Origin of the sequence: Amycolatopsis sp. NPDC051102 (genome assembly GCF_040682815.1) — a bacterium.
Classification (GTDB): Bacteria; Actinomycetota; Actinomycetes; order Mycobacteriales; family Pseudonocardiaceae; genus Amycolatopsis.
Genome location: NZ_JBFBBT010000023.1, coordinates 131,323 through 144,136 on the forward strand (window position 1 = coordinate 131,323; position 12,814 = coordinate 144,136).

Sequence of the window (12,814 nt, forward strand, 5' to 3'; positions counted from 1 at the left end):
CTCATGTTCGCGTCCAGGGCAAGCGGTCGAACACCCGGGGCGCGTCGTCGCCGAGGCCGGGCCCGCGGTCGAGGACCTCCACGCGGCCGTCGCGCACGACGGCTTCGATCGGGCCGTCGGGCGCGAACTTGACGGCGTTCTCCAGCAGGTTCGTCACCGCGCGCTCGAGTGCCTTCGCCTGGCCGGTCAGCGCGGACGCGTCGGTCTCGACGGTGATGGCGCGCCCCGACCGCCGCCGCACGCGCTCGACGGCGCGGTCGGCGATCTCGCCCAGCTCCACCGGGGTCGGCTCCTCGGCTTCGTAGCGGCGGGTGGCCAGTTCGACCAGCTCGTCGACGAGGTGGGTCAGCTCGCGGGTTTCCCCGTCGACGTCGACCAGCAGGCGGGCCCGCGATTCGGGCGTGAGCTCGGCGAACCGGCGCAGGACGCTGGCGTTGGTGCGCAGGCTGGTCAGCGGCGTCCGCAGCTCGTGGGCGGCGTCCTGGACCAGGCGGTCCTGGTCGGCGCGGGCGTCGGCGAGCCTGCCGAGCATCCGGTCGAAGGAGATCGCGAGCCGGCCGACTTCGTCGTGGCCGCCGGTGGGCACCGTGACGTCGTCGAGGCGGCCGTCGCTGACCTGTTCGGTCACGTCGGTGAGCCGAACCAGCCGGCGGGTGATCTGGCGGGCCAGCAGCCAGCCGGCCAGCGCCGCGACGAACAGCACCAGCGCGCTGACGCCGGTGATGCGGGTGGCCAGTCCCTTCAGGACGTGCCGGGATTCGTCGACGTCGATGGCGAGCTGGACGGCGCCGCGGCCGGGCCCGAGCGCCACGGTGATCACGCGGTAGTCGTCGCGCCCGGCGCTGAAGTCCTGGTAGCGGTGGTCGCCGAGGGCGCCGGTCGCGGCGAGCGCCCGGTCGGCGTCGTCGACGGCGAGGCGGACCGGCCGCCCACCGATGGGGCGGACGGTGCCGTCCGGGGCGATGGTCTGGGCGACCATGGGCTGGGCTTCGTCGTGGTCGTCGTCATCGGGGCCGCGGGTGACCGGGCTCGGGGCGAGTATCTGCGTCGCGCCGGCCGCGACTTCGGCCGATGTCGTCAGCAGGGACCGGTCGAGTTCCGCGTTGATCCGCTGCGAGGCGGCCTGGTAGCTGAACACGCCGACCAGGATCGCCGCCGCCGCGCCGACCCCGGCGAACGCGATCGCGAGCTTGCTGCGGAGATTCATGCCGGCCGCACCGAATAACCCACCCCGCGGACGGTGTGGATCAGGTCGGTGGCCCCGGCCTGCTCCAGCTTGCGCCGCAGGTATCCGATGTAGACGGCGAGGTTCTTGGAGTCCGCGCCGAACTCGTAGCCCCAGATCCGCTGGTAGATCGTGGTGCGGTCGAGCACGATCCCGGCGTTGCGGACCAGCAGCTCCAGCAGGTCGAACTCCGTCTTCGACAGGGTGATCTCCGTGCCTCGCCACCACACCCGACGGGCGGCCGGGTCGACCGCGAGCTCGTCCAGCCGCAGCGTGCGGCGCGCGTCCGGCTCGGGTGACGTGCGGCGCAGCAGGGCTCGCAGCCGGGCCAGTAGCTCGTCCAGTTCGAACGGCTTGGGCAGGTAGTCGTCGGCCCCGGCGTCCAGCCCGGCCACCCGGTCGGGCGTCTCGACGCGGGCGGTCAGCATGAGGATCGGCGTGGGATCGCCTTCGGCGCGCAGCACCCGGCAGACGCCGAGGCCGTCGACACCGGGCATCATCACGTCGAGGATCAGCACATCGAAGGCGTCCCGCCGGGCGGTGGCGAGCGCGCTGACGCCGTCGGTCACCTCGGTGACGTGGTAGCCCTCGAGGTCGAGCGCTCTGACCAGCGACTCACGGATCGCGCGGTCGTCGTCGGCGAGCAGGACGCGGTGCGGCATGGCCGCCATCATGCCCGTGCGCGCGCAGTGGCGGCACACGGTCGAGGTCATCCGGCCGACCCGGGAGAGGTGACCGGAAGCGGGAATGGCGGCCAGCCGGTAGGGCGGATGGCCGCTGGCGTCGACGACAGGAGGCGGTCGGCGCAGGACCGTGGAGGAGTGACCACAATCCTCCGGAGCCCGCGGGCCGAGGTCTTCAGCAGACTGGCCATCGCGTTGGTGGCCGCGGCCGTCGTCGTGGTCGGCTATCTCACCACGGCGCTTGGCGGCCAGGTCGATCCAGTCTGGGATCCGGTGAGTGACTACGAGTTCCACGGCGCGGGCGCACCGTTGTTCGTCGCGGCTGTGCTCCTGCTGATCTCGGGCGGGCTGGCGGTGATCGCCGCGATGGGCCACGCGAACCTGCCGCGCGGACGCGCCGTCCGGGTCCTTTTCGGACTGTGGTGCGCCGGGCTGGCGCTGGTCGCGGTGTTCCCCGCCAACCGGTTCGCGTTCGACCCGACGGTGCCGGGGGACCTGCATTGGTTCGGCGGCGCGGTGTACTTCACCTGCCTGCCGACGGCCTGCTGGCTGCTGGCCCGGTCGCTGCGCGGGAACCCTCGGTGGAACCGGGCGGCGCCGCGGATCCGGTGGTCCGCGGCGGCCGGGGTGGTCACGGCGGCCGCGTTCGGGGTCTCCCAGTTCGCCCCGTCGCTGCCGGCCGGCCTGCTGGAACGCCTCGCGCTCGCCGCGGAGCTCGCCCTGGTGGTCGTGCTGGCGCTCACCGTGCGGCAGCCGTCCCGATGACGACGCTGGTGGCGATCCTCCTCGCGGCGCTCGGAGCGTGCTGTTTCGCCGGTTCGGCGCGGTTGCAGCACGGCGCGGTCCGGTCGGGAAACCCGGGGGAATCGCTCAGCGTCCGCTCGCTGGGCCGCGTGCTGCGGACCCGCCGCTGGCTGGCCGGCGCCGGGCTCGCGGTCGTCGGCGGCACGCTGCACGTCGTTGCGCTGTCGCTCGCGCCGCTCGTGGTCGTGCAGCCGATCGGCGTGCTCGGCCTGGTCGTCGTCACCGGGCGGTTCCGGCCCGCGGTCGTCGGCGTCTGCCTGGGCGTTGCCGGGTTCGTCGTGCTGGCGGCGCGGTCCGGCGTCGCCTCGGGCGGGATATCGCAGCCCGGTGCGACCTGGTTCTTCGCGCCGGTGGCGATCGCCGTTGCCGCTGCGGCCCTGTCGATCCACGGGCGGGCGCGGTGCTTCGGCCTGGCCGCGGCGGCGGCCGTGCTGTTCGGCACGGGCTCGGCCCTGATCAGGGCCGCCACCCGCGACCTGGCCGCGGTGACCGGCTTGAGCCTCGCCGCCGAGTCACTGCTGCTGATCGCGGCCGGCGGCTGGCTGGTCCAGCAGGCCTACGCCGCCGGGCCACCGGCCGTGGTCATCGCCGTCACCACGGTGATCGACCCGTTCACGGCGGTCGTGATCGGCCTGACCCGTTACGGCGAGGCCGCACACACCACCCCCGCTTCGGCGGTCGCGCAAGCAGGCTTCGCCGGGCTCGCGATCGCCGGCGTGCTCGTCCTGGCGCGGTCGATCCCCGATCCGCGTGCCCCCGAAAGGAACCCGACATGCGCATCCTGCTCGCCGCGGACACCTTCCCCCCGGACGTCAACGGGGCCGCGCACTTCACCGACCGGCTGGCCCGCGGCCTCGCGGCCCGCGGACACGACGTGCACGTGCTCTGCCCCGCCGACTCCGCCACCCCGGGAACCACGGCCGACGGTGTCCTCACCGTCCACCGGGTGAAATCCCGGCGGACCCCCTTTCACCCGACGTTCCGGTTCAGCACTCCCCGGCAGGCCGCACGGGTGGCCGGAGCGCTGCTCGGCCGGCTCCGGCCGGACGTGGTGCACGTGCAGTCCCACTTCGCGGTGGGTCGGTCGGTGGTCTGGGCCGCGGTCGAGCGGGCCGTCCCGGTGATCGCCACCAACCACTTCATGCCGGAGAACCTGCTCGGCTTCGTGCCGGCCCCGGACCGGGTGCGGTCGTGGGTTGCGGCCGCGGCCTGGCGTGATCTGGTTCGTGTCTACCACCAGGCGAAAGTGGTCACCGCGCCGACCCCTCGCGCGGTGGAACTGTTGGCCGAAAAGGGTTTTCTCGGCAACGCCCGGGCGATCTCCTGCGGTATCGACCTCGCGCACTACATGACACGCCGGACTGTCGGCGGCACGGACATCTCCGTGCTGTTCGTCGGGCGGCTGGATCGGGAAAAGAACGTCGGCGAACTGCTCCGCGCGGTGGCCGCGGTGCCGACGGCCCGGGCGGAGATCGTCGGCAACGGCTCGTGCCGGAAGGCGCTGGCGGACGAGGCCGAGCGCCTCGGTGTGACCGGGCGCGTCCGGTTCCACGGCTTCGTCGGCGACGAGGACCTGGTGCGGGCGTATCGGGAGGCCGACGTCTTCTGCATGCCGGGTACGGCCGAGCTGCAGAGCCTCGCGACGATGGAGGCGATGGCCGCGGGGCTGCCCGTGGTCGCCGCCGACGCGATGGCCCTGCCGCACCTGGTCCGCAGCGGCGTCAACGGGTTCCTGTACCCGCCCGGCGACGTCGAACGGCTGGCCGCGGCGCTCAGGTGGCTCGGCAATGGCGTCACGCGGGCGGTGATGGGCCAGGCCGGCCGGCAAGCCGTGGCCCGCCACGACCTCGCCGGCACCCTGGACGCCTTCGAAGACGTCTATCTGGAATCGGCCGGGCCGGCTGCGGCACGTCGGCTGCTCGCGTCGTGATCACCGATCGGTCACCGTTCGCCGGTGCCGCGCCGGACCACCCGGACCGGACCGGGTGGCCGGCCGCGCGGTATCAGCCGGAATTGACGGATTCGACAGGAAAGCCGAATTTCCCGAAGCGATGCTCGTCGTACGGCTGGAACGAAGGGAGTCGAACGATGTCGATCGACCTGACCGAGGAAACGATCACCGCCGAGGTGCAGAAGACCTTCGACGGCGCCGCCGACGACCGGATGCGCGAGATCTTCCTGAAACTCGTGCAGCACCTGCACGACTTCACCCGTGAGGTCCGGTTGACCAGCGAGGAATGGTTCACCGCCGTGGACTTCCTGGAGCGGATCGGCCGGATCAGCAGCCCGACGCGCCAGGAGTTCGTCCTGCTGTCGGACATCCTGGGGCTGAGCGTGCTGGTCGACCAGATCAACCACGGCACCGGCCCGGCCACCGATTCCACCCTCCTCGGGCCGTTCTACGTCGAGGGCAGGCCGCGCGCGGAGAACGGCTCCGACATCTCCGGCGGTGTCGCCGGCATGCCGTTGTTCTTCAGCGGCACGGTCGTCGACGCCGCCGGCCGGCCGATCGCCGGAGCGGACGTGGACACCTGGCACAGCGACAGCGAGGGCTTCTACGACGTCCAGCAGGCGGACAAACTGCACGGCGAACCGGCGATGCGAGCCTTGCTGTGCACCGATCGCGACGGCCGGTTCTCGTTCCGCTCGATCGTCCCGCGGTACTACCCGGTGCCCACCGACGGCCCCTGCGGCGAGATCCTCCGTGCGGCGGGCCGCTCACCGATGCGGCCCGAGCACGTCCACTTCCGGTTCCACGCGCCGGGCCACGAACCGCTGGTCACCATGTTGTTCCGGCGCGGGGACCCGTACCTGGAGCGCGACGCGGTGTTCGGGGTCAAGCGCTCGCTGGTCGCCGACTTCGTCCAGCACGACGCCGGCGAAATCGCGGCGGACGGGACCCCCATGACCGAGCCGTTCCAGACCGTCGAGTGGACCTTCACCCTCACCTGAGCTTCATCGTCCAGAAAGGACAGTCGTGTGCGTGCGCTCCGTTTCGACCGGTTCGGCGGTCCTGATGTCCTGCGAGTCGCCGAGGTGCCAGATCCCGTCGCGACCGACGGCACGGCCGTGGTCGCCGTCCGGTCCGCCTCGGTCAATCCGTCCGACCTGAAGAACGTCGCCGGCCGCATGGAGGACACCGTGCTGCCCCGGGTGCCGGGCCGGGACTTCGCCGGGACCGTCGTCGACGGCCCGCCGGAGTGGCGTGGTGCCGAAGTGTGGGGCACCGGCGGCGACGTCGGCTTCACCTTCGACGGCTCGCACGCGGAGTACCTCCGTGTCCCGGTCGGGGCGCTGGTTCGCAAGCCCGAGCGGCTGAGCTTCGAGGAGGCGTCCGCGGTCGGGGTCAACTTCGTGATCGGCTGGCTCGGCGCCGTCGAGGTCGCGCAGCTGGGCCAGGGCGAGACCGTCGTGGTCTTCGGGGTCGCCGGCGGGGTCGGCGGCGCGGTCGCCCAGATCGCCCGCGCACGCGGCGCCCGGGTGCTCGGTGTCGACCGAATCGCCCCGGCCGAAGGCACTCCCGCGGCCGAAATCGTGGACGAGTTCGTGCCCTTCACCGATCCGGCGGAAGTCGCCGACACGCTGCTGAAGCACAGCGGCGGCCGGGGCGCCGAGGTCGTCTACGACGCGGTCGGCGGCGTCACCACCGCGGCGGCGCTCGCGGCACTGGCCCAGCGCGGCAGGCTGGTGGTGATCAGCGCGGTCGGCACCCCGACGGTGGAGATCAACCTGCCGGACTTCTACCACCGGGAGGCGCGGCTGCTCGGCGCCGACAGCCGCAAGCTCGACCTCACCGAGTCCGCCGAGCGGCTGACCCTGCTCACCCCGTACTTCGAGCGCGGCGAGTTCCGGCCGCTGCCGGTCGCGCACCGGTTCGGCCTCGAGGACGGCCCGAAGGCGTATTCCGCCGTGGCGGACCAGGTTCCCGGCCGCGTCGTCATCATCCCGGAACCCCTTACCTGAAAGGCGAGACCATGACGCGCTGCACCGGCGCCCGCATCACCGTCCTCGACGAGAACTTCATCGACATCCTGCTGCCCTCCAGCCCCCGGGTGCGCCGGTACAACATGGACCAGCACTTCAGCTCCCGCTACGGCGAACTGCTCGCCGAGAACGGCTTGTGCTTCCTCGCGGAGACGTTCACCGAGAACGGTTCCACGAAGATCCTTTTCGACGCCGGGCTGACGGCGCCGGTGGTGCTGCACAACGCGCGGCACCTCGGGGTCGACCTGAGCGAGGTCGACGCGGTGGTGCTCAGCCACGGCCACCCCGATCACTTCGGCGGCATCAACGGTGTGCTCGAGGCGATCGGCCACCCCACACCGGTCCTCGCACACCCCGACGCGTTCGACCCGCGGATGATCGTCAAGCCGCACACCACGCTCCCGATGATCAACATCGGCCTGACCCGCGAAGGCATCCGGGCCGCTGGCGGGCACCTCATGGAGGCGCGGGACCCGGTGCCGCTCGGACCGGGCCTGCTCACTTCCGGCGAGATGAAGACCAGCGCCGAGTTCGAGCGGGAAGCACCGGCCGGACGCCTGTGCGTCCACGCGGACGGCCACGTCGAAGCCGACGACATCAACGACCACCAGGTGCTCGGCATCGACGTCGAGGGCCACGGCCTGATCGTCATCGACCCGTGCGGGCACCGCGGCGTGGTCAGCTCGGTCGACCACATGCGGAGCATCACGGGCACCGACACGCTCTACGGTGTCCTCGGCGGGTTCCACACCGGACACCCGGGGATCAGCGCCCACCGGATCGACAACACAGCGAAAGCCCTCGCCGCGTACGAGCCGAAACTGGTCGCGCCCATGCATTGCAGCGGGTTCCCGCTGAAGAAGGCCGTCGCGGAGCTGCTCCCGGACGCCTTCGAGATCGTCACGGCGGGCACGGTGCTGACCGTCGGCGATGTCCCGCCCGGCACGCGCACCTGGCGGTAACCATCCCCGACCGGACCCGAGGGGACCGCGATGACCAGGATTTTCGTCAACGGCCTCGTCTGGCCGCACGCCCATCGGGCCGCCGGGCCCGAACCGACCGCGCTGGCCGTGTGTGACGGCCACGTCATGGCCTGCGGTACCGACGCCGAGATCCGCGAACTGGCCGGGGCGGGTGCCGAAGAGATCGACCTGGGCGGCCGGCGTCTGGTCCCCGGCTTGATCGACGGGCACATGCACGCCGTGCGCGGCGGTGCGAGCTGGGCGCGTGAGCTCCGCTGGACGGATCTGCCCGACCTGCGGGCCGGGCTCGCCGCGATCCGGGCGGCGGCCCGGCGGGCCGAGCCGGAGGACTGGATCCGCGTCGTCGGGGGCTGGCACCCTTGCCAGTTCCCCGAATCACGCGAGCCCACCCAGGCCGAGCTGGACGCCGTCACGACCGAGCACCCGGTGTACGTGCAGGCGCTGTACGAGGTCGCGGTGCTCAACTCGGCGGCGCTGCGCGCGGCCGGGATCGACGCCGCGAGCGCCGATCCGCCCGGTGGCCGCTTCGAACGCGATCCGGTGACCGGCGAGCCGACCGGCCGGGTTTTCGGCATGGGTGCGTTCAACCACGTCCTGTCCGCGGTGCCGCCGGCCACGCCCGAGGAGGAACGCCGGTCCACCGCCACGATGTTCGCCGACCTGCACTCGCTCGGCCTGACCGGGATCGTCGACGCCGGCGGCTTCGGCATGCTGCCCCAGCGGTACGAGCCGCTGTTCGCGCTTTGGCGCGAGGGCGGACTCTCGATGCGGATGCGGCTCTTCCTGTCCGCGACCGACCCAGGGCAGGAGTACGCCCAGCTCGTGGACTGGATGCGCCACACCCCGTCCCGGTTCGGCGATCCGATGCTGGGGTTCCTGGGCATCGGAGAGGTGGTGCACTTCGGCTGTCACGACTTCGAAGGCCTGGAAGAGTTCGCCATCTCCGACGCAGCGATCGACGAGCTGTACCGGATCTGCTGCCACGCCGCCGAACGCGGCTGGCCGGTGAACATCCACGCCGTGCTCGACGAATCCATCGACCGGATCCTCACCTGCTGGGAGGCCGTGAACGAGCGGATCCCCTTGTGCGGGCTGCGGTTCACCCTCTCGCACGGCGACCGCATCAGCGCGCGGAACCTGAAGCGGCTGAAGGCCCTCGGCGCCGGCTTGGTGCTCGACGACCACCACGTGTTCAAAGCCGAGGTGACCGAGCAGGCCTGGGGCGCCGGGTCCATGGCCGCGGTCCCGCCCATCGCCGACCTGCTCGCCGCCGGGGTCCCGCTCGCGGCCGGCACCGACGCCACCCGAGCCTGCTCGCACAACCCGTGGCTCGCGCTGTGGTGGCTCGTCACCGGCAGGTCCGCGGACGGAATCGCCCGACGTGCGGCCGAGCACCGGATGTCGAGGAAGCAGGCGCTGGACTGCTACACCGCGGGCAGCGCGTGGCTCAGCTTCGAGGAGACGACCCGGGGACGGCTGGTGCCCGGCGCGTACGCGGATTTCGCGGTCCTCAGCGAGGACTACTTCGCCGTTCCCGAGGACCGGATCCCGCTGATCCGCTCCGAACTCACGGTGGTGGCGGGCGAGGTCGTTCACTCGACCGGCGCGGTGCCCGTCTGAAGACGAGACCGCTTGCAAAGACTGGGAACCAGGTCACCGGCCGGTGCAGGGCGCCTATGCGGCGCGCAGCGCGGCACGGGCCTGGTCGGCGCTGAGCCGCCTGCCGGGGTCCTTGGCGAGGAGTCCTTCGATGACCGGGCGCAGCTTGCCCGCGTGCTCGAACGGAGCGGGCGCATCGGTGACGACGGCGGTGAACGTGGCGTGCGCGGAGCCCCGGTCGAAGGGCGGCCGGCCCTCGACCGCCGCGAACAACGTCGCGCCGAGTGAGTAGAGGTCGGCGGCCGGCCCGAACTCCCCGCTGTCCACTCGTTCCGGGGCGACGTAGGCCGGGCTCCCGGCGAGCGTGCCGGCCGAGGGGACGTCGTCGATGGCGCATGCGATGCCGAAGTCGGTGAGGACCACGCGTGCATCGTCGCAGAGGTGGACGTTGCCCGGCTTGACGTCGAGGTGCACGAGGCCCGCGTCGTGCGTCGCCTGCAGCACGTCGAGCAGAGCCAGGCCGATTCTTGTCACCTCGTCGACCGGCAACGGTCCTTCGGCGAGCAGCGCTTCGCGCAGAGTTCGGCCGGACAACGGTTCCATGACGATCCACGGGCACGAGCCGTCCTCGATGACGTCGTGGATGCCGACGGCGCCGGTGTGGGCGACCTGCGCGGCCGCGCGTGCCTCACGGAAGGCGCAGTCCCATGCCTCCGCACGCATCGTCGCGGTATGCAGGCCGCTCAGGATGATCTGCTTGAGCGCGACGGACCGGCGCAGCACCTCGTCGTCGGCGAGCCACACCCGGCCCATGCCGCCGCGGCCCAGCAACGCCTCAAGGCGGTAACGGCCCGCCACGAGGCGCCCGGCGCGCTCCGACGGTTGGGGCACACCGGCTCGGTGTGCCCCAACCGTCGTGTGCGGTTCGTCAAGGGTGGGGTGCCGCGTGCTCATCGCTGTCTCGCTTTCGCAGGGCCGGAACTCGCCGGTGAACCGGGATCAGCGTTGCGCGCGGGTGCGGAACGGGCATCGCCGCCAGCGGCCGTCGTTCGCGGGGGTTGGCTGGAATCGGCCGGTTCCTGCTGGCCGGTAGCCCGGGGCCCGGTGCAGCTAGCAGGTACTCGGCCGTCCCGGCAGCCGGGGGCGAGAGATGGCCGCTGGCGACGATGACGACGCCGTCGCGTACGCGCGATTCTTGGGAAACGTCACCGATATTCCCGCAGCAAGGAGAAAGCAGATGGCGGACGTTATCACGCGCCAATCCGGCCTGCCGGCGATGTCCTCGTTACCTTGGGCCGTCGCGGGCCGGAAATACGCCGTCGAGGCGATCGGCGCGTTCTTCCTCGTGTTCACGGTCGCCGCCAGTGTGCTCAGCCACAGCGCGTTCACGCCCCTCGCAGCGGGTGCGGTGCTGATGGTCATGATCTATGCGGGAGGGCACATCTCGGGCGGGCACTACAATCCGGCCGTCACGATGGCGGCGCTGGTGCGCGGGCGGATCGGGTGGGGACAGGCCGCCGGGTACTGGGTCGCGCAGCTCGTCGCGGGCCTGGTCGCCGGGTTCGCCGCCCGCGCGATCGTCGACCCGCTGACAGCGCCGGTACCGCACCTGGCCGGGCACGCGCTCACCGCGGCCAGCCTCTCGGAACTGCTGTTCACCTTCGCCCTGTGCTACGTGGTGCTCAATGTCGCCACGAGCAAGGACCAGCCGGGCAACGCGTTCTTCGGCCTGGCGATCGGTTTCACTGTCGCGGCGGGCGCGTTCGCGGTCGGGGGGATCTCGGGCGGCGTGTTCAACCCCGCCGTCGCGCTCGGCACCACCGCCGTCGGCCTCTTCGCGTGGACGACGTTCTGGTTCTACGTGGTGGCACAGCTCGTCGCGGGCGCCGCCGCGGGCCTCGTGTTCCGCGTGCTCAACCCCGACGACAAGTAACCCCGGCCCAGGAGGCACCAGCATGACCGACACCCAGCCCAAACCGACGACGACGGATGCCGGCATCCCGGTCGAGAGCGACGACCACTCGCTCACGGTCGGTCCGGACGGCCCGATCCTGTTGCACGACCACTACGTCATCGAGCAGATGGCCCAGTTCAACCGCGAGCGCGTGCCGGAGCGGCAGCCGCACGCGAAGGGCGGCGGCGCGTTCGGCCGGTTCGAGGTGACGCACGACGTCAGCCCGTTCACGAAAGCGGCCGTCTTCCAGCCCGGCGCCAAGACGGAGCTGGTGATCAGGTTCTCGACCGTGGCGGGGGAGCGGGGCAGCCCCGACACGTGGCGCGACCCCCGCGGTTTCGCGATCAAGTTCTACACGACCGAGGGCAACTACGACATGGTCGGCAACGACACCCCGGTCTTCTTCCTGCGGGATCCGATGAAGTTCCAGCACTTCATCCGGTCGCAGAAACGCCGCGCCGACAACAACCTGCGCGACCACGACATGCAGTGGGACTTCTGGACGCTGTCGCCGGAGTCGGCGCACCAGGTGACGTGGCTGATGGGCGACCGCGGGATCCCGCGATCCTGGCGGCACATGAACGGCTACAGCTCCCACACCTACATGTGGGTCAACGCGCAGGGCGAGAAGTACTGGGTGAAGTACCACTTCATCAGCGACCAGGGCGTCGAGTGCCTCACCCAGGGCGAGGCCGACGCGCTGGCCTCCTCCGACGGGGACTATCACACCCGCGACCTGTACGAGGCGATCGGCCGCGGCGAGTTCCCGTCGTGGACGCTGAAGATGCAGATCATGCCCTACGAAGATGCCGCCACCTACCGGTTCAACCCGTTCGACATGACCAAGGTGTGGCCGCACGCGGACTATCCGCTCCTCGAGGCCGGCCGGCTGACGCTGGACCGCAACCCGACGGACTACCACTCCGAGATCGAACAGCTGGCCGTCGAGCCGAGCAACCTCGTGCCGGGGATCGGCCCGTCTCCCGACAAGATGTTGCTGGGCAGGATGTTCTCCTACCCCGACGCCCACCGGGCGCGGATCGGCGCGAACTACAACCAGCTGCCGGTGAACCAGCCCATCGCGCCGGTGAACAGCTACAGCAAAGACGGCGCGATGCGGTACCGCAAGGTGTCCGACCCGGTGTACGCGCCGAACTCCAAGGGCGGCCCGCAAGCCGACGTCGCCCGCTACGGCGAGCCCGCGGGGTGGTATTCCGACGGCGACATGGTCCACGCGGCGCAGACCCTGCACGCCGAGGACGACGACTGGGGCCAGGCCGGCACGCTGGTCCGCGTCGTGATGGACGACGCGGAACGCGACCGGCTGGTCTCCAACGTCGTCGGCCACCTGCTGGACGGCGTCACCGAGCCGGTGCTGCAGCGCGCGTTCGAGTACTGGCGCAACGTCGACGACGAACTCGGCCAGCGGATCGAGAAGGGCGTCCGAGCCGGACAGTCCTAAGTAGCCGGTCGAGGGGGGGGGGGGGGCGCGGCGCGCCCCCCCCCCCCGAGGAAAACAGCCCCCCCCACCGCACGACGCCCCCCCCCGGGGGGGGCGCCCCCCCCCAAACACACCCCCCAC

11 protein-coding genes are annotated in these 12,814 nt (G+C 71.6%); 8 read left to right on the forward strand and 3 right to left on the reverse strand.

Annotation, left to right across the window (positions count from 1 at the left end; all coding sequences use genetic code 11):
- Position 1 precedes the first annotated feature (1 nt).
- Together AB0M93_RS40485 and AB0M93_RS40490 are read right to left on the reverse strand one after the other, a co-directional pair.
- Positions 2-1,207 carry a histidine kinase dimerization/phospho-acceptor domain-containing protein gene (locus AB0M93_RS40485; RefSeq protein ID WP_364284723.1) on the reverse strand — a complete coding sequence of 402 codons (1,206 nt, stop codon included), beginning with the start codon at positions 1,205-1,207 and terminating at the stop codon, positions 2-4.
- A complete protein-coding gene (locus tag AB0M93_RS40490; RefSeq protein WP_364284746.1) occupies positions 1,204-1,896 on the reverse strand; it encodes a response regulator transcription factor in 693 nt (230 codons plus the stop codon). The genes AB0M93_RS40485 and AB0M93_RS40490 overlap by 4 nt, the downstream gene beginning before the upstream one ends.
- 150 nt (positions 1,897-2,046) lie before the next feature.
- Between AB0M93_RS40490 and AB0M93_RS40495 the strand changes: the two genes are divergently transcribed.
- The 6 genes from AB0M93_RS40495 (at position 2,047) to AB0M93_RS40520 (ending at position 9,299) form a co-directional block, all read left to right on the forward strand.
- A complete protein-coding gene (locus tag AB0M93_RS40495) occupies positions 2,047-2,673 on the forward strand; it encodes a DUF998 domain-containing protein (RefSeq protein ID WP_364284725.1) in 627 nt (208 codons plus the stop codon).
- Positions 2,674-3,484: 811 nt separating this feature from the next.
- Entirely contained in the window at positions 3,485-4,642 is a 1,158-nt protein-coding gene (locus AB0M93_RS40500) for a glycosyltransferase (RefSeq protein ID WP_364284727.1), read from the forward strand.
- Between the two features lie 158 nt (positions 4,643-4,800).
- Positions 4,801-5,664 carry a dioxygenase gene (locus AB0M93_RS40505; RefSeq protein WP_364284729.1) on the forward strand — a complete coding sequence of 288 codons (864 nt, stop codon included), beginning with the start codon at positions 4,801-4,803 and terminating at the stop codon, positions 5,662-5,664.
- A 27-nt stretch (positions 5,665-5,691) separates the two neighbouring features.
- A complete protein-coding gene (locus AB0M93_RS40510; RefSeq protein ID WP_364284731.1) occupies positions 5,692-6,675 on the forward strand; it encodes a zinc-binding alcohol dehydrogenase family protein in 984 nt (327 codons plus the stop codon).
- An 11-nt stretch (positions 6,676-6,686) separates the two neighbouring features.
- A complete protein-coding gene (locus tag AB0M93_RS40515) occupies positions 6,687-7,658 on the forward strand; it encodes an MBL fold metallo-hydrolase (protein WP_364284733.1) in 972 nt (323 codons plus the stop codon).
- A gap of 30 nt (positions 7,659-7,688) precedes the next feature.
- Positions 7,689-9,299, forward strand: coding sequence for an amidohydrolase (locus AB0M93_RS40520; RefSeq protein ID WP_364284735.1), 1,611 nt, complete (start codon positions 7,689-7,691; stop codon positions 9,297-9,299).
- 54 nt (positions 9,300-9,353) lie between these two features.
- Here AB0M93_RS40520 and AB0M93_RS40525 read toward each other — a convergent pair whose 3' ends face one another.
- A complete protein-coding gene (locus tag AB0M93_RS40525) occupies positions 9,354-10,169 on the reverse strand; it encodes a serine/threonine-protein kinase (RefSeq protein WP_364284737.1) in 816 nt (271 codons plus the stop codon).
- Positions 10,170-10,428: 259 nt separating this feature from the next.
- On the opposite strand from AB0M93_RS40525, the gene AB0M93_RS40530 reads away from it, so the two are divergent.
- Entirely contained in the window at positions 10,429-11,211 is a 783-nt protein-coding gene (locus tag AB0M93_RS40530) for an aquaporin (protein ID WP_364284739.1), read from the forward strand.
- A 22-nt stretch (positions 11,212-11,233) separates the two neighbouring features.
- Positions 11,234-12,694: a catalase gene (locus AB0M93_RS40535; protein ID WP_364284741.1), complete on the forward strand. Its 1,461-nt coding sequence runs from the start codon at positions 11,234-11,236 to the stop codon at positions 12,692-12,694.
- Positions 12,695-12,814 lie beyond the last annotated feature (120 nt).

Bases quoted from the DNA above. Each gene is read 5' to 3' on its own strand.
- AB0M93_RS40515 (WP_364284733.1), top strand. From the start codon at position 6,687: ATGACGCGCTGCACCGGCGCCCGCATCACCGTCCTCGACGAGAACTTC.
- AB0M93_RS40505 (WP_364284729.1), top strand. From the start codon at position 4,801: ATGTCGATCGACCTGACCGAGGAAACGATCACCGCCGAGGTGCAGAAG.
- AB0M93_RS40520 (WP_364284735.1), top strand. From the start codon at position 7,689: ATGACCAGGATTTTCGTCAACGGCCTCGTCTGGCCGCACGCCCATCGG.
- AB0M93_RS40530 (WP_364284739.1), top strand. From the start codon at position 10,429: ATGGCCGCTGGCGACGATGACGACGCCGTCGCGTACGCGCGATTCTTG.
- AB0M93_RS40490 (WP_364284746.1), bottom strand. From the start codon at position 1,896: ATGGCGGCCATGCCGCACCGCGTCCTGCTCGCCGACGACGACCGCGCG.
- AB0M93_RS40500 (WP_364284727.1), top strand. From the start codon at position 3,485: ATGCGCATCCTGCTCGCCGCGGACACCTTCCCCCCGGACGTCAACGGG.
- AB0M93_RS40485 (WP_364284723.1), bottom strand. From the start codon at position 1,207: ATGAATCTCCGCAGCAAGCTCGCGATCGCGTTCGCCGGGGTCGGCGCG.
- AB0M93_RS40535 (WP_364284741.1), top strand. From the start codon at position 11,234: ATGACCGACACCCAGCCCAAACCGACGACGACGGATGCCGGCATCCCG.